Origin of the sequence: Mycobacterium sp. 852002-51971_SCH5477799-a, from assembly GCF_001667145.1 — a bacterium.
Classification (GTDB): domain Bacteria; phylum Actinomycetota; class Actinomycetes; order Mycobacteriales; family Mycobacteriaceae; genus Mycobacterium.
Genome location: NZ_LZIF01000075.1, coordinates 171,907 through 191,510 on the forward strand (window position 1 = coordinate 171,907; position 19,604 = coordinate 191,510).

Consider the following 19,604-nt stretch of genomic DNA (forward strand, 5'->3'; position numbering starts at 1 on the left):
ATGGGCGACATGATCATCGACGAGCTGGGCTGGCGCGGCCTGATCGCGCAGTCCACCGACCTCGATGCGCTGACCGCCGAAGCCCGGGGCGGCCCGATGACGGTGTACGCCGGCTTCGACCCCACCGCGCCGAGCCTGCACGCCGGGCACCTGGTGCCTCTGCTGGCGTTACGCCGGTTCCAGCGCGCCGGCCATCGCCCGATCGTGCTCGCCGGAGGGGCCACCGGCATGATCGGCGATCCCCGCGACATCGGCGAGCGCATCCTCAACGAGGCGGACACCGTCGCCGAATGGACCGAACGGATCGGCGGGCAGCTGCAACGCTTCGTCGACTTCGATGAATCACCGACAGGCGCAGTCGTCGTCAACAATCTGGACTGGACCCGCCCCATGTCGGCGATCGAGTTTCTGCGCGACGTCGGCAAGCATTTCTCGGTCAACGTCATGCTCGACCGCGACACCGTACGTCGGCGTCTCGACGGCGACGGCATCTCCTACACCGAGTTCAGCTACATGCTCCTTCAGGCCAACGACTACGTCGAGCTGCACCGGCGCTACGGCTGCACTCTGCAGATCGGTGGCTCGGATCAGTGGGGCAACATCATCGCCGGCGTCCGGTTGGTGCGCCAGCAGCTGAGCGCCTCGGTCCACGCGCTGACGGTGCCGCTGGTGACCGCCGCCGACGGCACCAAGTTCGGCAAGTCCACCGGGGGCGGCAGCCTGTGGCTCGACCCGACACTGACCACGCCCTACGCCTGGTACCAGTACTTTTTCAACACCGCCGACGCCGACGTGGTCCGGTACCTGCGCTGGTTCACCTTCTTGACGGCCGACGAGCTCGGCGAGCTGGAACAGGCGACGGCAGAGCGTCCGCAGCAGCGCGCCGCCCAGCGGCGGCTGGCGCGCGAATTGACCGTGCTGGTGCACGGCGAGGCAGCCACAGACGCCGTCGAGCACGCCAGCCGGGCGCTGTTCGGGCAAGGCGAACTCGACCGCCTGGATGAGGCCACGCTGGCGGCGGCGCTTCGGGAGACCTCGGTCGCCGAGCTCAAACCCGGTGGACCTGACGGGATCGTCGACCTGTTGGTCGCCAGCGGGCTGTCCGAGAGCAAGAAGGCCGCGCGGCGAACCATCGGTGAGGGCGGCGTCTCGGTCAACAACGTGCGCATCGACAGCGAGGAATGGGCGCCGCAGCCGTCGGACTTCCTGCACGGCAAATGGCTGGTGCTGCGCCGCGGTAAGCGCACCGTCGCCGGGGTCGAAAAGCTCTAGCCGGACCGGGGCCGGAAGGGCCGCACAAAACGCGTGCGTGTACGAATCTTTACCTCACCGTGTCCTTGACGTGACCCTCGAGGACGACTGTTGTCACGGTGCTTTTCGCGACGCGCCTGCGGTTTACCGGCCTGGCGATCCTGGGGGTGATCACCGGCCTGGTGGCACTGGCCGCGACGCTGTCGGCGCCGATCCGCGCCGACATGGTGAGCAATGCTTTCCTGTCGGCGCTGACGAATGCCGGAATTTCCTATACCCAGCCGACCGGCACCACCGCGATGGGGCAGTCGGTATGCCCGATGCTGTTCGAGCCCGGCGGGTCGTTCGACGAGGTGACCGCCAAGATGGCCGAGGGCAACGGAATGTCGTACGAGATGGCGGGCCGGTTCACGATCGTCGCGATCGCGACGTACTGTCCGGCGATGATCGCGCCGCTGGTGGGTAACCGGCCGCAAAGCTAGGCGGCGGCCTGCCCGTATTCTCGGCTGCGTGGTCGACGACAGGCAAAGGCACCGCGGCGAACGGCGGGGGCGGCCGGCGTCCAACGGCTGGTCGGGTCCGGGCCGTGCGCGCCCGGCTCAACCGCAGGGCGCCGGGCGCGGGGAGGCCCAGGCCGATCGCGCGCCCCAGGACGGGCCGCCGATACCGCCCGGCGTGGAAGCCAAGCAGCTGGCGCCCGAGATCCGGCGCGAGCTCAGCACGCTGGACCGCGCCACCGCCGATGCCGTCGCGCGCCACCTCGTGGCCGCGGGCGAGCTGCTCGACGAAGACCCGGCGGCCGCCTTGCGCCACGCCCGGGCGGCACGCGCCCGGTCCAGCCGGATCGCCACCATTCGGGAAGCGGTCGGCATCGCCGCCTACCACTGCGGTGACTGGGCCCAGGCGCTCGCCGAGTTACGCGCTGCCCGCCGGATGGGCAGCAAGTCCTCGCTACTGGCGCTGATCGCCGATTGCGAACGCGGACTTGGCCGTCCGGAGCGGGCGATCGAACTCACGCGCGGGCCAGAGGCCGCCGAGCTCAGCGGTGACGACGCCGACGAGTTGCGCATCGTCGCCGCCGGGGCGCGCGCGGATCTCGGCCAGCTCGAGCAGGCGCTCACCATCTTGTCCACGCCTCAACTGGACCCGGCCCGCACCGGTACGACGGCCGCGCGGCTGTTCTACGCGTACGCGGACACCCTGCTGGCGCTCGGCCGCGGCGACGAGGCGCTGCAGTGGTTCCTGCACTCCGCTGCCGCGGACGTCGACGGCGTCACCGACGCCGAAGACCGGGTCAGTGAACTCGGCTGATGACCGGCTCAGATCACGCCAAAACCCTTGCGCAGCAATATGACTGCCTGCTGATAGACCTGGACGGCACGATGTTTCGCGGCCGTCGGCCCACCGAGGGCGCGGTGCAGGCGCTGGCCGAGGTGCGCAGCCGCGCGTACTTCGTGACCAACAACGCCTCGCGCAGCGCCGACGAGGTCGCCGCGCACCTGACCGAGCTGGGCTTCACGGCCGTCGCCGACGACGTCGCCACCAGTGCGCAAAGCGCGGCGCGGCTGCTGGCCGACCGGTTGCCGCCCGACTCACCGGTGCTGATCGTGGGCACCGAGGCCCTGGCAGACGAGATCACGGCGGTCGGACTGCGGGCGGTGCGCAGCTACGACGACGACCCGGCGGCCGTCGTGCAGGGTCTGTCCCAGACCATCGGGTGGCCGGAGCTGGCCGAGGCCGCGCTGGCCATCCGGGCCGGCGCGCTGTGGGTGGCGTCCAACGTCGACCTGACGCTGCCCACCGAGCGCGGACTGCTGCCCGGCAACGGATCGTTCGTGGCCGCGCTGCGGGCGGCCACCGGCGGCGAGCCCCAGGTGGCGGGCAAGCCGGCACCCGGACTGCTGCGGGATGCCGCGGCCCGTGGCGACTTTCGCGCCCCACTGGTGATCGGGGACCGGCTCGACACCGACATCGAGGGCGCCAACGCCGCCGAGCTGCCCAGCCTGATGGTGCTGACCGGGGTCAATTCCGCGCGGGACGCGGTTTTCGCCAAGCCCGCGCAACGCCCCACCTATATTGGCCACGACCTGCGCTCGCTGCACACCGACGCCGGGCGGCTCGCGGTCGGCCCGCAGCCGGGGTGGCGGGTCGAGGCCGCGGACGCGGAGATCACCGTCAGTGCCGACGGGGCGGACGACGGGGATGACCTGTCGATCGTTCGCGCGGTCGCCGCCGCGGTGTACGCGCGCCCCGACTCAGAGTCCGGCTCCGACTCCAGCTCTAGCGACGTGCGCGTCGAGGCCGCCGACGACCGGGCACGCGCCGCGCTGCAACGCTGGTCTTTGGTGCGCACAGACTGACGGGTGACTAGCGTAGGAACGCGATGACTATCGATCCCGACGAGATTCGCGCGGAAATCGACGCCCTGCTCGCGCGGCTGCCCCAGCCCGGGGACGGCGAAGACCCCGAGAAGGTGCCGTCGCTCGACGAGCTCGAAGAAATAGCACGCCGCCTGTCCGAGGCGCACGACGTGCTGCTGGCCGCGCTGGAGTCGGCGGAGAAGGGCTGAGTGCGCGGATGTCTCGACGCGCCCGCGTTGACGCCGAGCTGGTCCGGCGCGGCCTGGCCCGGTCCCGTCAGCAGGCCGCCGAATTGATCGGTGCGGGGAAGGTCTGCATCGACGGCATGCCGGCGCGCAAGCCGGGCACCGCCGTCGCCGTAACCGCCGCCCTGACCGTCGCCGAGGACGGCGAGCGCGGCTGGGTGTCGCGCGGGGCGCACAAGCTGATCGGGGCGCTGGACGCCTTCGAGATTTCGGTCGCCGGCCGCCGCTGCCTGGACGCCGGCGCATCGACGGGTGGCTTCACCGAAGTCTTGCTGGATCGCGGGGCCACCGAAGTGGTTGCCGTCGACGTGGGGTACGGCCAGCTGGCCTGGTCGCTGCGCAGCGACACCCGGGTCATCGTCGTCGAACGGACGAACGTTCGCGACCTTACCCCGGCGGCGGTCGGCGGGCGGGCCGACCTCGTGGTGGCTGACCTGTCGTTCATTTCACTATCCACGGTTCTGCCGGCGCTAACTGGATGTGCCGCGCCGAACGCGGATATCGTTCCCATGGTGAAGCCGCAGTTTGAGGTGGGCAGGGGCTTGGTCGGCGCCGGGGGTGTGGTGCACGACCCCGGCCTGCGTGCCGACGCCGTGCTGGCGGTCGCCGGTCGCGCGGACGAGCTGGGGTGGCACACCGTCGACGTCACCGCCAGCCCACTGCCGGGGCCGTCGGGCAACGTCGAGTACTTCCTGCGGCTGCGCGCCCAGACCGATAGCCCACTTGCCGGCGACGAGCTGGTGACGGCGGTGCGGCGAGCCGTGGAAAGCGGGCCACAGTGAACGAGAGCGCGCCACGCACCGTGTTGATGGTGGCCCACACCGGCCGAGAGGAGGCCACCGAGACCGCGCGGCGCGTACAGAAAGTGCTGAGCGACAAAGGGATCGAGCTTCGTGTGCTGTCCGCCGAGGCGGTCGACAAGGGGCCGATGCACCTGGCCCCCGATGACATGCGCGCCCTGGGTATCGAGATCGAGGTGGTCAACGCCGACCCCCAGGCGGCCGCGGGCTGCGAACTGGTGCTGGCGCTCGGCGGCGACGGCACGTTCCTGCGGGCCGCCGAACTGGCCCGCAACGCCAATATCCCGGTGCTGGGCATCAACCTCGGCCGCATCGGTTTCATGGCCGAGGCCGAGGCCGAGGCCATCGACCGGGTGCTGGATCATGTTGTCGCACAAGATTATCGGGTGGAGAATCGGTTGACGCTCGACGTGATGGTGCGCCACGGTGGCGACGTCTCGGTACATGGTTGGGCGCTGAACGAAGTCAGCTTGGAGAAGGGTCCCCGGCTGGGTGTGCTCGGCGTGGTCCTCGAGATCGACGGGCGCCCGGTGTCGGCGTTCGGCTGCGACGGGGTCCTGGTATCGACGCCGACCGGATCCACCGCCTACGCGTTCTCCGCCGGCGGGCCGGTGTTGTGGCCGGACCTGGAGGCAATCCTGGTGGTACCCAACAACGCTCACGCGCTGTTCGGCCGCCCCATGGTCACCAGCCCGGACGCCACCATCGCGATCGAGATCGAGGCCGACGGCCATGACGCCCTGGTGTTCTGCGACGGTCGCCGCGAGATGCTGGTACCGGCGGGCAGCCGGCTGGAGGTAAAGCGTTGCGACACACCGGTGAAATGGGCCCGGCTGGACAGCGCCCCGTTCACCGACCGGCTGGTGCGCAAATTCCGGTTGCCGGTGACCGGGTGGCGCGGGAACTGACGGCCTTAGCTCTGGTGCTAGCTGAATGCTGACCGAAATCCGCATCGAGTCACTCGGTGCCATCAGCGCCGCGGTGGGGGAGTTCGGCCGCGGCCTGACCGTATTGACCGGTGAGACCGGCACGGGCAAGACGATGGTGGTGACCGGGTTGCACCTGCTCGGCGGTGCCCGCGCGGACGCGACCCGGGTGCGGTCCGGTGCGGACCGGGCGATCGTCGAAGGCCGTTTCACCACAACCGATCTCGACGAAGCCACGATCATCAAGCTGAACGACATGCTGGACGCCTCGGGCGCCGAACGCGACGAGGACGGCAGCGTGATCGCGCTGCGCTCGGTCAGCCGGGACGGACCGTCGCGGGCGTACCTCGGCGGCCGCAGCGTGCCGGCCAAGTCACTGGGCGACTTCACGGCCGGGCTGCTGACCCTGCACGGGCAGAACGACCAGCTGCGGCTCATGCGGCCCGAGGAGCAGTGCGGCGCGCTGGACCGGTTCGCGAAGGCCGGCCCCGCACTGGAGCGTTACAGCAAACTGCGCGACGCTTGGCTGTCGGCCCGGCGCGACCTGCTGGACCGCCGCAACCGGATGCGCGAGCTCGCGCTGGAGGCCGACCGGCTGAACTTCGCGCTCAACGAGATCGATGCGGTGGACCCGCAACCCGGCGAGGACGATGCCCTGGTCGCGGACATCCTGCGGCTCTCCGAACTGGACACCCTGCGCGAGGCCGCGGCCGGCGCCCGTGCGGCTTTGTCCTCGGACGAGGCCGACGGATCCGGATTCAGCGCGACCGACAGCCTCGGAAAGGCAAGGGCCGCACTGGAATCGACGGACGACGCGAAGCTGCTGGCGTTGGCCGGCCAGCTCGGCGAGGTGCTGACGGTGGTCGTCGACGCGGCCGGTGAGCTGGGCGGCTTCCTCGAGGAGCTGCCGGTCGATGCCAGCGCGCTGGAATCCAAACTGGCCCGCCAGGCCGAACTGCGCACGCTGACACGCAAGTACGCCGCGGACATCGACGGCGTGCTGGCCTGGGCCCGTGAATCCAGGGAGCGACTGGCCCAACTCGACGTCTCCGAGGAAGGGCTGGCCGCGCTGACGAAGCGGGTCGACGAACTCGCGCACGAATTGGCCCAGGCCGCGGTCGATCTGAGCAACATCCGGCGCAAGGCCGCCAAGCGGCTCGCCAAAGAGGTCACCGCCGAGCTGTCCGGGCTGGCGATGGCCGACGCGCAATTCAGCATCGGCGTCACCGTCGAGGTCGCGTCGGCCGCCGAGGACGCCGCCACGCTGATGCTGCCCTCGGGCGAGCTCGCCCGCGCCGGCGCCGACGGGGTCGACCAGGTGGAGTTCGGCTTCGCGGCCCACCGCGGGATGGACCAGCTGCCGCTGGCGAAGAGCGCGTCGGGGGGCGAGCTGTCCCGGGTGATGCTGGCGTTGGAAGTGGTGCTGGCCGCCTCGGCGGCGGGCACGACCATGGTCTTCGACGAGGTCGATGCCGGCGTTGGCGGCCGGGCGGCGGTGCAGATCGGGCGGCGGCTGGCGCGGCTGGCGCGCACCCATCAGGTCATCGTGGTCACCCACCTTCCGCAGGTCGCGGCGTACGCCGACGTGCACCTGGTGGTGCATGGAGCCGGACCCAAGGGAACCAGCGTGGTGCGGCGGGTCGCCGACGACGAGCGGGTGGCCGAGCTGGCGCGGATGCTGGCCGGGCTGGGCGAATCCGACAGCGGCCGCGCGCACGCCCGTGAACTGCTCGACGCGGCGCAGAAGGATGAGATCTAACCGTCCGGAACACGTGATACAGCTGTGACTCGTGGGACTCTAGATAACTTCTGAGGCTGATGTTACGGCGCGCCTCCCGTCCTCGCCGGGGCTTCGCGGACAGAATCGCCCCCATGAAGATGTCAGGCCTGCTTTCCCGTAACCCCGCCCGGCCGGGCCTCGTCGGCACCGCCCGCGTTGACCGGAACATCGACCGACTGCTGCGTAGGGTCTGCCCCGGCGACATCGTGGTGCTCGACGTCCTTGATCTGGACCGCATCACGGCCGACGCGCTGGTGGAGGCTGACATCGCCGCGGTCGTCAACGCGTCTCCGTCGGTGTCGGGCCGCTACCCGAACATGGGCCCCGAGGTGCTGGTCAACAACGGGGTGACGCTGATCGACGAGGCCGGACCCGACATCTTCAGGAAGGTCAAGGACGGCTCCAAGATCCGCCTGCACGAGGGCGGGGTGTACGTCGGCGATCGCAGGCTGGTCCGCGGGACCGAGCGCACCGACCACGACATCGCCGACCTGATGCGCGAGGCCAAGAGCGGACTGTCCGCGCACCTGGAGGCGTTCGCCGGCAACACGATCGAGTTCATCAAGAGCGAGAGCCCGCTGCTGATCGACGGCATCGGCATCCCCGACGTCGACGTCGACCTGCGCCGCCGGCATGTGGTGATCGTCGCCGACGAGCCCAGCGCCGAGGAGGACCTGAAGTCGCTCAAGCCGTTCATCAAGGAGTATCAGCCGGCCCTGATCGGGGTGGGCACCGGCGCCGACGTCTTGCGCAAGGCGGGCTACCGCCCCCAGGTCATCGTCGGCGACCCCGACCAGATCAGCACCGACGCGCTCAAGTGCGGTGCCCAGGTCGTGTTGCCCGCCGACGCCGACGGCCACGCGCCCGGGCTGGAACGCATCCAGGATCTCGGCGTCGGGGCGATGACGTTCCCGGCCGCCGGTTCGGCGATCGACCTGGCCCTGCTGCTGGCCGATCACCACGGCGCCGCGCTGTTGGTGACGGCCGGTCACACCGCCAACATCGAGACGTTCTTCGACCGCACCCGCGCGCACAGCAACCCCTCCACCTTCCTCACCCGGCTGCGGGTGGGCGAGAAGGTGGTGGACGCCAAGGCCGTGGCCACCCTGTACCGCAATCACATCTCGGCGGGCGCCATCGCGCTGCTGGCGCTGACCATGCTGATCGCCGTCATCGTCGCGCTGTGGGTATCACGCACCGACGGCGTGGTGCTGCACTGGGTCACCGACTACTGGAACCACTTCTGCCTGACGGTGCAGAAGTGGGTCACCTAAATGATCTCGTTGCGTCAACATGCCTTGTCGCTGGCCGCGGTCTTCCTGGCGCTGGCCGTGGGAGTCGTGCTGGGCTCCGGCTTCTTGTCGGACACCTTGTTGTCCAGCCTCCGCGACGAGAAGCGCGACTTGAACACCCAGATCAGCGGGCTGAACGACCAGAAGAATGTGCTGAACGAAAAGCTCAGCGCGGCAAACAATTTCGACACCCAACTGGTCGGCCGGATAGTGCACGACGCGCTGGGCGGCAAGTCGGTGGTGGTGTTTCGCACCCCGGACGCCCAGGACGACGACGTGGCCGCGGTGTCGAAGTTCATCGGTCAGGCCGGCGGCACGGTGACCGGGACGGTGTCGTTGACGCAGGAGTTCGTGGAGGCCAACTCTGCGGAGAAGCTGCAGACGGTGGTCAACTCCTCGGTGCTGCCCGCGGGCCAGCAGCTGAGCACCAAGCTCGTCGACCAGGGTTCGCAGGCGGGCGACCTGATGGGCATCGCCCTGCTGGCCAACGCGAACCCGGCAGCGCCGGCGGTCGATGAGATCCAGCGCAACACCGTGCTGGCGGCGCTGCGTGACACCGGCTTCATCACCTATCAGGCCACCGATCACCTGGCCGCGGCCAACGCCGCGCTGGTCGTCACAGGGGGCGCGCTGCCCCCGGACGCCGGCAACAAGGGCGTCAGCGTGGCCCGGTTCTCGGCCGCGTTGGCCCCGCACGGCTCGGGCACCCTGCTCGCCGGGCGCGACGGTTCGGCAACCGGAGGCGCCGCCGTGGCGGTGACCCGCGCCGACGCCGGGATGAACTCGGCGATCACCACCGTCGACGACGTCGACTCCGCGCCGGGGCGCATCACCGCGGTCCTGGGCCTGCACGACCTGCTGGGCGGCGGCCACGCCGGGCAGTACGGCACCGGGCACGGGGCGGCGTCAATCACGGTGCCTCAGTAGCGGGCGTGTTAGCCGCGGCACAGGGCGGCGGATGTTAGGGTGGGTTTCCGTGGGTCGGCAGGCCCATCTAGTTATTCGCTAGAACAATTTTCACGCCCTGCCCGTCTTCACGGAGGTCGTCTGTGCGAAAGCACCCGCAATCCGCCACCAAGCACCTCTTCGTCAGCGGGGGAGTCGCTTCCTCGTTGGGCAAGGGTTTGACCGCCAGCAGCCTCGGTCAGCTACTGACGGCCCGCGGGTTGTACGTGACGATGCAGAAGCTCGATCCGTACCTCAATGTCGATCCGGGCACCATGAACCCGTTTCAGCACGGCGAGGTCTTCGTCACCGAGGACGGCGCCGAAACCGACCTCGACGTCGGCCATTACGAACGGTTTCTGGACCGCGACCTGTCCGGTTCGGCGAATGTCACTACGGGACAGGTCTATTCGACGGTCATCGCCAAGGAGCGGCGGGGTGAGTACCTCGGCGACACCGTCCAGGTGATCCCGCACATCACCGACGAGATCAAAGGGCGCATCATGTCGATGGCCCAGCCCGACGCCCAGGGCAACCGTCCCGACGTGGTCATCACCGAGATCGGCGGCACCGTCGGCGACATCGAGTCGCAGCCCTTCTTGGAGGCGGCGCGCCAGGTGCGTCACGACCTGGGGCGCGAGAACGTCTTCTTCCTGCATGTCTCGCTGGTGCCCTACCTGGCGCCGTCGGGTGAACTCAAGACCAAACCCACCCAGCACTCGGTGGCCGCGCTGCGCAGCATCGGTATCACCCCCGACGCGCTGATCCTGCGTTGCGACCGCGTCGTTCCCGAAGCGCTGAAGAACAAGATCGCGCTGATGTGTGATGTCGACATCGACGGCGTCATCTCCACCCCGGACGCGCCGTCGATCTATGACATCCCCAAGGTGCTGCACCGTGAGGAACTCGACGCCTATGTGGTGCGCCGGCTCAACCTGCCGTTCCGGGATGTGGACTGGACCGAGTGGGACGACCTGCTGCGCCGGGTGCACGAGCCGCACGAGATCGCGCGAATCGCCTTGGTGGGCAAGTATGTTGAGCTCTCCGATGCCTATCTGTCGGTCACCGAGGCGCTGCGCGCCGGCGGATTCAAGCACCACGCCAAGGTGGAGCTGGTCTGGGTGCCCTCCGATGACTGCGAGAGCGCGGCCGGTGCGGCGTCGGCCCTGGGTGACGTGCACGGCGTGCTGATCCCCGGCGGGTTCGGCATCCGCGGCATCGAGGGCAAGATCGGCGCCATCCACCACGCGCGCAACCGGGGGTTGCCGGTCCTGGGCCTGTGCCTCGGTCTGCAATGCATCGTGATCGAGGCGGCCCGCTCCGCCGGTCTGGCGCAGGCCAACTCGGCGGAGTTCGACCCCGAGACGCCCGATCCCGTCATCTCCACGATGGCCGACCAGGTCGACATCGTCGCCGGCGAAGCCGACCTGGGCGGCACCATGCGGCTGGGCGCCTACCCCGCGGTGCTGGAACCGGAATCGATTGTGGCCCAGGCGTACGGCGCCACCGAGGTGTCCGAGCGTCACCGCCACCGCTATGAGGTCAACAACGCCTACCGCGACAAAATCGCCGAGAGCGGCCTGAAGTTCTCCGGCACATCTCCGGACGGCCATCTGGTGGAGTTCGTCGAGTACCCGCCGGACGTGCATCCGTTCATCGTCGGCACCCAGGCTCACCCGGAGCTGAAGAGCCGACCCACCCGGCCGCACCCGCTGTTCGTCGCCTTCGTCGGCGCGGCCATCGACTACAAGGCGGGCGAGCTGCTGCCGGTGGAAATCCCGGAGCAGTCATCGAACGGCATCCAGCACCGGGACAGCGCTGCGCGGCCGATAGCTGAGCCCGCGGCCCGTGGCTGAACACGTCTTCGAGACGGCGTCGTCCGAAACCCTGTACACCGGAAAGATTTTCGCGCTGCGCAGCGACCGGGTGCGGATGCCCGGCGGCAAGGTCGTGACCCGCGAGATCGTCGAACATTTTGGCGCGGTCGCCGTGGTCGCGATGGACGACGAGGGCAACATCCCGATGGTCTACCAGTACCGGCACGCCTTCGGCCGGCGACTGTGGGAGCTGCCCGCGGGGCTGCTCGATGTCCACGGCGAGGCGGCCCACCTCACCGCGGCCCGCGAGCTGATGGAGGAGGCGGGGCTGAAGGCCGCGGCCTGGACGGTGCTCGTCGACCTCGACTCCACACCGGGTTTCAGCGACGAGTCGGTGCGCGTCTATCTGGCCACCGGCCTCACTCAGGTCGACCGGCCCGATGCGCACGACGAAGAGGCCGACATGACATTGGAGTGGTATCCCCTGGCCGACGCCGCCCGAAAGGTACTCAGCGGTGAAATCGTCAATGCCATTGCGGCGGCGGGGATTTTGGCCGCCCACGCCGTGACGGCAGGGGTTGCGCAGCCGCGTCCGGTGGACAGCCCGTGGCGGGACAAGCCGACGGCGTTCGTCGCGCGCAAGGCCGGGCGATGACGACGGCGGCGCTCGACACGCAGCTGCAGGGCTACCTCGACCATCTGACGATCGAGCGCGGCGTCGCCGCGAACACCCTCAGCTCGTACAGCCGCGACCTGCGCCGCTACACAAAACACTTGTCCGACCGTGGAATCCACGACCTCGCCAAGGTGGGGGAGAACGACGTCAGCGAATTCCTGGTGGCGCTGCGCCGCGGCGATCCCGACACCGGGGCCGCCGCGCTGTCCGCGGTGTCCGCGGCGCGGGCGCTGATCGCGGTGCGGGGCCTGCATCGATTCGCCGCCGCCGAAGGGCTGGCCGAACTCGACGTGGCGCGTGCCGTCCGGCCACCGACGCCGGGCCGACGACTGCCCAAAAGTTTGACGATCGACCAGGTGCTGGCGTTACTGGAGGCCGCGGGCGGCGACAGCCCTGCCGACGGCCCGCTGACCCTGCGTAACCGGGCGCTGCTGGAACTCCTGTACTCCACCGGCGCGCGCATCTCCGAAGCGGTCGGCCTCGACGTCGACGACGTCGACACGCACGCGCGCTCGGTGTTGTTGCGCGGCAAGGGCGGTAAGCAACGGCTGGTGCCGATCGGGCGTCCCGCCGTCGCGGCCCTGGACGCATACCTGGTGCGGGGCCGTTCGGAGTTGGCGCGCCGCGGGCGCGGAACGCCGGGCATCTTCCTCAATGTGCGCGGGGGGCGGTTGTCGCGGCAAAGCGCGTGGCAGGTCCTGCAGGACGCGGCCGAGCGTGCCGGCATCACCTCGGGGGTGTCGCCGCACATGCTGCGGCATTCCTTCGCGACCCACCTGCTGGAGGGCGGCGCCGACGTGCGGGTTGTGCAGGAGTTGCTCGGGCACGCCTCGGTGACGACGACGCAGATCTACACCATGGTCACCGTGCACGCGCTGCGCGAGGTGTGGGCCGGGGCCCACCCGCGGGCGCAGTAGTCTTCTCCACCCCGCCCGGCCAGCTCAGCCGGCTCAGCCGCCGAGGTAGTCGGACTCCAGCACCAGGTCGGACACCAGTGTCTGGTACTCGACGTGGGCCTTGTGCTCGACGGTGTTGAACAGCTTGCCCTGCTGTCGCCGCATGTACTCGCGATACTTCGGCGCACCGGGCACCCGAACGTTGTCGGCGACCACGATGGAGCCCGGATGCAACCACTGCCGATCCAGGATGCTGTTCAGGTCGTCCAGGTAGGCGTCCTTGTCGTGATCGAGGAACACGAAATCCAGTGTGCCGGCGGTAAATCCATGTTCGTCGGCCAGCGCGTCCAGGGTGCGCCCACCATCGCCGATGGTGCCGACCACACACGTCACGCGGTCGGCGACGCCAGCGTGCGCCCAGATCTGGCGGGCGTTGGCGGCGTTGGCCTCGGCCAGTTCGACCGAGAACACCTTGGCCTTCGGGGCGGCCCTGGCGATGCGCAGGGCGCCGTATCCGCAGTAGGTGCCCAGCTCGAGCGCCAGCGACGGATCGGCGCGCCGCACGGCGGCGTCGAGCAGCAGCCCCTTCTCGTCGCCGACATTGATCAGCAGCGACTTTTCGTACGCGAACTTGTCGATGGTGGCCAGCACGTCGTCGACGTCGCCGGCCCGGGCGTTCCGCAGGACGTACTCGACGGCGGCCGCCTCGCGCCCGTCACCGATCTGGCCGGTGGTGGTGATGTTCCGGGCGCCGGCGGCGATGCGCCAAAACGACCACCGCAGGAGAGGAATCCGTCGCTTGAGATCCATAGACGTCACGATAGGCCGTGGACTCATCGCGCCCATCGCCCGTGGTGGTGACGATGGACCATTCGCTAGAGCGATAGCGCCGGTGCTAGCGCGTTTCGGAGTCGCATCGCCCTCCGAAATTGGTGCTGCTGTGACTGAAGTTAACAGGCTGTCGGGATGTGCGTTCTACCACCCAATTTTGCGCATATTAGCTGGTTAATTGCCTGCGGGTCGCCGGGTTTCGCGCCACGAACCCGTTAGACTTTCCGACGATGTTCACCTCCCGAACACCCCCGCCATGACCGAGCAGCCGGACACCGGCGCCGAGCTCGGCCTGACCGGGCGGCCGCTCCGGGAGATCCCGGAGCCACAGCCGCGCACCTCGCACGGCCCGGCCAAGGTCATCGCCATGTGCAACCAGAAAGGCGGCGTCGGCAAGACCACGTCCACCATCAACCTGGGCGCCGCGCTCGCCGAATACGGCCGCCGGGTGCTGCTGGTGGACATGGATCCGCAGGGCGCGCTGTCGGCGGGCCTGGGCGTGCCGCATTACGAGCTGGACAAGACCATCCACAACGTCCTGGTCGAGCCGCGGGTGTCGATCGACGACGTGTTGCTGCAGACCCGCGTCAAGCACATGGACCTGGTGCCCAGCAACATCGACCTGTCGGCCGCCGAGATTCAGCTGGTCAACGAGGTGGGACGCGAGCAGACGCTGGGCCGCGCGCTGCACCCGGTGCTCGATCGCTACGACTACGTGCTGATCGACTGCCAGCCCTCGCTGGGGTTGCTCACGGTCAACGGCCTGGCCTGTGCCGACGGCGTGGTGATCCCCACCGAGTGCGAGTACTTCTCGCTGCGCGGGCTGGCGCTGCTGACCGACACCGTCGATAAGGTGCGCGACCGGCTCAACCCGAAGCTCGAGATCAGCGGGATCCTGCTTACCCGATACGACCCCCGCACGGTCAACTCGCGCGAGGTGATGGCCCGGGTGGTGGAGCGGTTCGGCGACCTGGTCTTCGACACCGTCATCACCCGCACTGTCCGATTCCCGGAGACCAGCGTCGCCGGCGAACCCATCACCACGTGGGCCCCGCGATCCACGGGGGCCATCGCCTATCGCGCGCTGGCCCGCGAGTTCATCGACCGATTCGGCGCGTGAACGCGACCGAAACCGGTGAGGCGCCACAGCAGAACGGCTTCCAGGTTCGCCTGACCAATTTCGAGGGCCCGTTCGACCTGTTGCTGCAGCTGATCTTTGCCCATCGCCTCGACGTGACGGAGGTGGCGCTGCACCAGGTCACCGACGACTTCATCGCCTACACCCGCGAGATCGGCCCGCAGCTGGAGCTGGAGGAGACCACGGCGTTCCTGGTGGTCGCCGCGACCTTGCTGGACTTGAAGACCGCCCGGCTGCTGCCCGCCGGACGGGTCGACGACGACGAAGACCTGGCGCTGCTGGAGGTCCGCGACCTGCTCTTCGCCCGGTTGCTGCAATATCGCGCGTTCAAGCACGTCGCCGAGATGTTCGCCGAGCTCGAGGCGACAGCCCTGCGCAGTTATCCGCGCTCGGTGTCGCTGGAGGACCGGTTCACCGCGCTGCTGCCCGAGGTGATGATCGGCGTCGACGCCGAACGCTTCGCCCAAATCGCCGCGATCGCCTTCAGCCCGCGACCCGTGCCGACCGTGTCGGTCGGGCACCTGCACCAGGTGCAGGTGTCGGTTCCCGAGCAGGCCAAGAAGTTGTTGGCCATCCTGCAAGCGCGGGGCAGCGGTGCGTGGGCGACGTTCTCTGATCTGGTCGCCGACTGCGAGGCGTCGATGGAGGTGGTCGGGCGCTTCCTGGCGCTGCTCGAACTGTATCGGTCCCGGGCGGTAGCATTCGACCAGTCAGAGCCGCTTGGCGTGCTCCAAATCTCGTGGACCGGGGAACGTCCGGCGAGCGAAGCCTTGGTAGAAGTGCGGGACGAATAGGTGACTGAAGATATGCCGGACGTCGATCTCCAAGCAGATCTCGACGCGGGCATCCCGGACATCGCCGAAGTCGTGCCGATGGAGTCCGAAGAGCTCGGCTCGGTGCTCGAGGCGCTGCTGCTGGTGGTCGACACCCCGGTCACCGCGGAGGCGCTGGCGTCGGCCACGCAGCAACCGGTGTACCGGATCGCCGCCAAGTTGCAGGAGATGGGCGAGCAACTCACCGAACGCGACAGCGGCATCGACTTGCGGAAAAACAGCGAGGGCTGGCGGATGTACACCCGCGCCCGGTTCGCGCCCTATGTCGAGAAACTGCTGCTGGACGGGGCGCGGTCCAAGCTCACCCGGGCCGCGCTGGAGACGCTGGCCGTCGTGGCCTACCGCCAGCCGGTGACCCGCGCGCGGGTGAGCGCGGTGCGGGGCGTCAACGTCGACGCCGTGATGCGCACGCTGCTGGCGCGCGGCCTGATCACCGAGGCCGGGGTCGACGAGGACACCGGCGCGGTGACGTTCGCCACCACCGAGCTGTTCCTGGAGCGCCTGGGGCTGACCTCGCTGGCCGACCTGCCGGACATCGCGCCGCTGCTTCCCGACGTCGACGCGATCGAGGACCTCAGCGAATCCCTGGACAGCGAGCCACGTTTCATCAAACTGTCCGGCGGTCAACAGTCCGACCAGGCACTGACGTTCGACGTGGACCAGGATTGATGCAAGAAGCTCAGGGGATCCGGCTGCAAAAGGTGTTGTCCCAAGCCGGAATCGCGTCGCGGCGGGCGGCCGAGAAGTTGATCATCGACGGCCGCGTCGAGGTGGACGGCCGCGTAGTGACCGAACTGGGCACTCGCGTCGATCCCGACTCCTCGGTGATCCGCGTCGACGGCGCCCGGGTGGTGCTCGACGACTCGCAGGTGTACCTCGCCCTGAACAAGCCGCGCGGTGTGCACTCGACCATGTCCGACGACCGCGGCCGGCCGTGCATCGGCGATCTGGTCGAGCGCAAGGTCCGCGGCAACAAGAACCTGTTTCATGTCGGGCGGTTGGACGCCGACACCGAAGGGCTGATCCTGCTGACCAACGACGGCGAATTGGCACACCGGCTGATGCACCCTTCACACGAGGTGGCCAAGACGTATCTGGCGACGGTGGCCGGGTCGGTGCCACGCGGCATCGGCAAGAAGCTGCGTGCCGGCATCGAATTGGACGACGGAGTGGCCAAACTCGACGAGTTCGCGGTGGTGGACGCCATTCCGGGTAAGACGCTGGTGCGGGTGACGCTGCACGAGGGGCGCAACCGCATCGTGCGCCGGCTGCTGGCGGCCGTCGGATTCCCGGTGGAGTCGCTGGTGCGCACCGACATCGGGCCGGTCGCGCTGGGAAAGCAGCGGCCCGGCACCATCCGGGCGTTGGCTCATCACGAGGTCGGCCAGCTGTACAAAGCGGTGGGAATGTGAGCGGCGACGTGGTGGTGGCCATTGACGGACCGGCGGGCACCGGAAAGTCTTCGGTGTCAAAGGGATTGGCGCGATCGCTCGGTGCCCGCTACCTGGACACCGGTGGCATGTATCGGACGGTGACGCTGGCCGTGCTGCGCGCCGACATCGACCCGGCCGACGCCGATGCCGTCGCACGCACCGCCGACACCGTGCAGATGTCGGTGGACTATCACCCCGACGGCAACCGTTATTTCCTGTGCGGCGAGGATGTCTCGACGGAGATCCGCGGCGACCGGGTCACCGGCTCGGTGTCGGCGGTGTCCTCGGTGCCCGCCGTCCGTACCCGGCTGGTCGCCATGCAGCGCGAAATGGCCCAGGGCCCGGGCAGTGTGGTCGTCGAGGGCCGGGACATCGGCACCGTCGTCCTGCCCGATGCGCCCGTGAAGATCTTCCTGACCGCGTCGGCCGAAACCCGGGCGCGGCGGCGCAACGATCAGAACGTGGCGGCCGGCTTGGCCGACGACTACGAGGCGGTGCTGGCCGACGTCCGCCGCCGCGACCGTCTGGATTCCACCCGGGCGGTGTCACCGCTGCGGGCGGCCCCGGATGCGGTGGTCGTCGACACCAGCGAGATGACCGAGGCCCAGGTCATTTCGCACCTGCACGACGTTGTCAAGCAGCGAATCGGGGTCGTGCGGTGAGTCAGGATGGCACGTGGAGCGACGAAAGCGACTGGGATTCCGTCGGATTCGGTCTGGCCGAACAGGAGGCGGCCGGCCCGGCGCCCGTAGTGGCGGTGGTCGGCCGGCCCAACGTCGGCAAGTCGACGCTGGTCAATCGGATCCTGGGCCGCAGGGAAGCGGTTGTGCAGGACATCCCGGGCGTCACTCGCGACAGGGTGTCCTACGACGCGCTGTGGACCGGCCGCCGGTTCGTCGTGCAGGACACCGGGGGATGGGAACCCGACGCCAAGGGACTGCAGCAACTGGTGGCCGAACAAGCCTCGGTGGCCATGCGCACCGCCGATGCGGTGATCCTGGTGGTCGACGCCGTCGTTGGCGCCACGGCGGCCGACGAGGCCGCCGCACGGATCCTGCTGCGGTCCGGCAAGCCAGTTTTCTTGGCGGCCAACAAGGTTGACAGCGACAAGGCCGAGGCGGACGCGGCGATGCTGTGGTCGCTGGGGCTCGGTGAGCCGCACGCCGTCAGCGCCATACACGGCCGCGGAGTGGCGGATCTGCTCGACCAGGTGCTTGCCGCGCTGCCCGAGGTGTCCGAGGTGGCGCCCACGTCCGGCGGCCCGCGACGCGTCGCGTTGGTCGGTAAGCCCAACGTGGGCAAGAGCTCTCTGCTGAACAAGCTGGCCGGCGATCAGCGCTCGGTGGTGCACGACGTCGCGGGGACCACCGTGGACCCGGTGGACTCGCTGATCGAGCTGGGCGACAAGGTGTGGCGGTTCGTGGACACCGCGGGCTTGCGACGCAAAGTCGGTCAGGCCAGTGGGCACGAGTTCTACGCCTCGGTGCGAACGCACTCGGCGATCGATGCGGCCGAGGTGGTGATCGTGCTGATCGACGGGTCGGACCCGCTCACCGAGCAAGATCAGCGGGTGTTGTCGATGGTCATCGAGGCCGGCCGGGCCTTGGTGTTGGCCTTCAACAAGTGGGATTTGGTCGACGAAGACCGCCGCGAGCTGTTGGAGCGTGAGATCGACCGCGAACTTGTGCAGCTGCGGTGGGCGCCGCGGGTCAACATCTCCGCCAAGACCGGTCGGGCATTGCAGAAACTGGTGCCCGCCATGGAGACCGCGCTGGCGTCGTGGGACGCGCGGATTCCGACCGGCCCGTTGAATTCGTGGCTCAAAGAGGTGGTGGCGGCTACGCCGCCCCCGGTGCGTGGGGGCAAACAGCCTCGCATCCTGTTCGCCACCCAGGCGACCGCCCGGCCGCCGACGTTCGTTTTGTTCACCACCGGGTTCCTTGAGGCCGGGTATCGCCGCTTCCTGGAGCGCCGGCTGCGCGAAACCTTCGGGTTCGAGGGATCGCCGATCCGGATCAACGTGCGGCTGCGCGAAAAGCGGGGAGCCAGACGGCGCTGAGCGACGCCGTTTTCGGGACGCTGACGGTCTCTCCAAACCAATAGATGTTTCCCGATTTCGCTAGCACCGGCGCTAGCGCATTTGCGATCAGGTCATTGGTCGCCTGCCGCCCGCCACGCGAAGGTCGCCTGGCGGGTCGCTCGCGCGTTTACGGTAGGCTTTCGACCTGCTGCCGATGCAAGCATCGGCGCGCGGGCTGTGGCGCAGTTTGGTAGCGCACTTGACTGGGGGTCAAGTGGTCGCAGGTTCAAATCCTGTCAGCCCGACACAGTTCAGAAGGTGTTTTCACCTCTTATAGGAATCCAGCCGAAGGGGTGTGACC

Annotated in this window: 20 protein-coding genes and 1 tRNA gene; 20 read left to right on the forward strand and 1 reads right to left on the reverse strand. The window is 68.9% G+C overall.

Annotated features, from left to right (window positions below; translation table 11 throughout):
- From tyrS to xerD, 13 genes are all read left to right on the forward strand, one after another.
- Entirely contained in the window at window positions 1-1,272 is a 1,272-nt protein-coding gene (gene tyrS / locus A5753_RS08680) for a tyrosine--tRNA ligase (protein ID WP_156656023.1), read from the forward strand.
- Window positions 1,273-1,370: 98 nt separating this feature from the next.
- Window positions 1,371-1,733, forward strand: a complete 363-nt coding sequence (locus A5753_RS08685; protein WP_197694632.1) for a DUF732 domain-containing protein — start codon at window positions 1,371-1,373, stop codon at window positions 1,731-1,733.
- A 28-nt stretch (window positions 1,734-1,761) separates the two neighbouring features.
- Window positions 1,762-2,562 (forward strand): tetratricopeptide repeat protein, encoded by an 801-nt coding sequence (locus tag A5753_RS08690; protein ID WP_197694633.1) that lies wholly within the window; start codon window positions 1,762-1,764, stop codon window positions 2,560-2,562.
- Window positions 2,562-3,611 carry an HAD-IIA family hydrolase gene (locus tag A5753_RS08695; RefSeq protein WP_067125810.1) on the forward strand — a complete coding sequence of 350 codons (1,050 nt, stop codon included), beginning with the start codon at window positions 2,562-2,564 and terminating at the stop codon, window positions 3,609-3,611. Before A5753_RS08690 ends, A5753_RS08695 begins: the two co-directional genes overlap by 1 nt.
- A 23-nt stretch (window positions 3,612-3,634) precedes the next feature.
- A complete protein-coding gene (locus A5753_RS08700; RefSeq protein WP_064885493.1) occupies window positions 3,635-3,820 on the forward strand; it encodes a hypothetical protein in 186 nt (61 codons plus the stop codon).
- A gap of 8 nt (window positions 3,821-3,828) precedes the next feature.
- On the forward strand, window positions 3,829-4,638 hold the full coding sequence (locus A5753_RS08705) for a TlyA family RNA methyltransferase (RefSeq protein WP_067125815.1): 810 nt from the start codon (window positions 3,829-3,831) through the stop codon (window positions 4,636-4,638).
- Window positions 4,635-5,564, forward strand: a complete 930-nt coding sequence (locus tag A5753_RS08710) for an NAD kinase (RefSeq protein WP_082971228.1) — start codon at window positions 4,635-4,637, stop codon at window positions 5,562-5,564. The genes A5753_RS08705 and A5753_RS08710 overlap by 4 nt, the downstream gene beginning before the upstream one ends.
- A gap of 25 nt (window positions 5,565-5,589) precedes the next feature.
- Window positions 5,590-7,341 carry a DNA repair protein RecN gene (gene recN / locus A5753_RS08715; protein ID WP_067125817.1) on the forward strand — a complete coding sequence of 584 codons (1,752 nt, stop codon included), beginning with the start codon at window positions 5,590-5,592 and terminating at the stop codon, window positions 7,339-7,341.
- Between the two features lie 113 nt (window positions 7,342-7,454).
- Window positions 7,455-8,636 carry a putative cytokinetic ring protein SteA gene (gene steA / locus A5753_RS08720; protein ID WP_067125820.1) on the forward strand — a complete coding sequence of 394 codons (1,182 nt, stop codon included), beginning with the start codon at window positions 7,455-7,457 and terminating at the stop codon, window positions 8,634-8,636.
- Window positions 8,637-9,581, forward strand: coding sequence for a copper transporter (locus tag A5753_RS08725; protein ID WP_067125823.1), 945 nt, complete (start codon window positions 8,637-8,639; stop codon window positions 9,579-9,581).
- 122 nt (window positions 9,582-9,703) lie between these two features.
- Window positions 9,704-11,455 carry a CTP synthase gene (locus A5753_RS08730; RefSeq protein WP_067125826.1) on the forward strand — a complete coding sequence of 584 codons (1,752 nt, stop codon included), beginning with the start codon at window positions 9,704-9,706 and terminating at the stop codon, window positions 11,453-11,455.
- Window positions 11,448-12,071: an NUDIX hydrolase gene (locus A5753_RS08735; protein WP_067125829.1), complete on the forward strand. Its 624-nt coding sequence runs from the start codon at window positions 11,448-11,450 to the stop codon at window positions 12,069-12,071. Before A5753_RS08730 ends, A5753_RS08735 begins: the two co-directional genes overlap by 8 nt.
- On the forward strand, window positions 12,068-13,009 hold the full coding sequence (xerD, locus tag A5753_RS08740; RefSeq protein ID WP_067125832.1) for a site-specific tyrosine recombinase XerD: 942 nt from the start codon (window positions 12,068-12,070) through the stop codon (window positions 13,007-13,009). The genes A5753_RS08735 and xerD overlap by 4 nt, the downstream gene beginning before the upstream one ends.
- Window positions 13,010-13,042: 33 nt before the next feature.
- Here xerD and A5753_RS08745 read toward each other — a convergent pair whose 3' ends face one another.
- The gene (locus A5753_RS08745; RefSeq protein WP_067125835.1) at window positions 13,043-13,798 is read right to left on the reverse strand and encodes an O-methyltransferase; all 756 of its coding nucleotides are present in this window, start codon (window positions 13,796-13,798) and stop codon (window positions 13,043-13,045) included.
- Between the two features lie 277 nt (window positions 13,799-14,075).
- Here A5753_RS08745 and A5753_RS08750 point away from each other — a divergent pair, with 277 nt between their 5' ends.
- The 7 genes from A5753_RS08750 to A5753_RS08780 all read left to right on the forward strand — a co-directional run bounded on the left by A5753_RS08750 (window position 14,076) and on the right by A5753_RS08780 (window position 19,548).
- Window positions 14,076-14,939: a ParA family protein gene (locus A5753_RS08750; protein WP_067125839.1), complete on the forward strand. Its 864-nt coding sequence runs from the start codon at window positions 14,076-14,078 to the stop codon at window positions 14,937-14,939.
- Window positions 14,936-15,751 (forward strand): segregation/condensation protein A, encoded by an 816-nt coding sequence (locus tag A5753_RS08755; RefSeq protein ID WP_067125842.1) that lies wholly within the window; start codon window positions 14,936-14,938, stop codon window positions 15,749-15,751. Before A5753_RS08750 ends, A5753_RS08755 begins: the two co-directional genes overlap by 4 nt.
- Window positions 15,752-16,459, forward strand: a complete 708-nt coding sequence (gene scpB, locus A5753_RS08760; protein WP_067125845.1) for an SMC-Scp complex subunit ScpB — start codon at window positions 15,752-15,754, stop codon at window positions 16,457-16,459.
- Window positions 16,459-17,202, forward strand: coding sequence for a pseudouridine synthase (locus A5753_RS08765; protein WP_067125848.1), 744 nt, complete (start codon window positions 16,459-16,461; stop codon window positions 17,200-17,202). The genes scpB and A5753_RS08765 overlap by 1 nt, the downstream gene beginning before the upstream one ends.
- Entirely contained in the window at window positions 17,199-17,885 is a 687-nt protein-coding gene (cmk, locus tag A5753_RS08770; RefSeq protein ID WP_067125850.1) for a (d)CMP kinase, read from the forward strand. The genes A5753_RS08765 and cmk overlap by 4 nt, the downstream gene beginning before the upstream one ends.
- The gene (gene der, locus A5753_RS08775) at window positions 17,882-19,282 is read left to right on the forward strand and encodes a ribosome biogenesis GTPase Der (RefSeq protein WP_067125853.1); all 1,401 of its coding nucleotides are present in this window, start codon (window positions 17,882-17,884) and stop codon (window positions 19,280-19,282) included. The genes cmk and der overlap by 4 nt, the downstream gene beginning before the upstream one ends.
- A gap of 192 nt (window positions 19,283-19,474) precedes the next feature.
- Window positions 19,475-19,548, forward strand: a tRNA-Pro gene (locus A5753_RS08780).
- Window positions 19,549-19,604: the final 56 nt, after the last annotated feature.

Excerpts from the sequence above, each read along its gene's own strand:
- A5753_RS08705 (WP_067125815.1), top strand. The coding sequence starts at position 3,829 with ATGTCTCGACGCGCCCGCGTTGACGCCGAGCTGGTCCGGCGCGGCCTG.
- xerD (WP_067125832.1), top strand. The coding sequence starts at position 12,068 with ATGACGACGGCGGCGCTCGACACGCAGCTGCAGGGCTACCTCGACCAT.
- A5753_RS08750 (WP_067125839.1), top strand. The coding sequence starts at position 14,076 with ATGACCGAGCAGCCGGACACCGGCGCCGAGCTCGGCCTGACCGGGCGG.
- A5753_RS08765 (WP_067125848.1), top strand. The coding sequence starts at position 16,459 with ATGCAAGAAGCTCAGGGGATCCGGCTGCAAAAGGTGTTGTCCCAAGCC.
- tyrS (WP_156656023.1), top strand. The coding sequence starts at position 1 with ATGGGCGACATGATCATCGACGAGCTGGGCTGGCGCGGCCTGATCGCG.
- A5753_RS08700 (WP_064885493.1), top strand. The coding sequence starts at position 3,635 with ATGACTATCGATCCCGACGAGATTCGCGCGGAAATCGACGCCCTGCTC.
- A5753_RS08725 (WP_067125823.1), top strand. The coding sequence starts at position 8,637 with ATGATCTCGTTGCGTCAACATGCCTTGTCGCTGGCCGCGGTCTTCCTG.
- A5753_RS08745 (WP_067125835.1), bottom strand. The coding sequence starts at position 13,798 with ATGGATCTCAAGCGACGGATTCCTCTCCTGCGGTGGTCGTTTTGGCGC.
- recN (WP_067125817.1), top strand. The coding sequence starts at position 5,590 with ATGCTGACCGAAATCCGCATCGAGTCACTCGGTGCCATCAGCGCCGCG.
- steA (WP_067125820.1), top strand. The coding sequence starts at position 7,455 with ATGAAGATGTCAGGCCTGCTTTCCCGTAACCCCGCCCGGCCGGGCCTC.
- A5753_RS08695 (WP_067125810.1), top strand. The coding sequence starts at position 2,562 with ATGACCGGCTCAGATCACGCCAAAACCCTTGCGCAGCAATATGACTGC.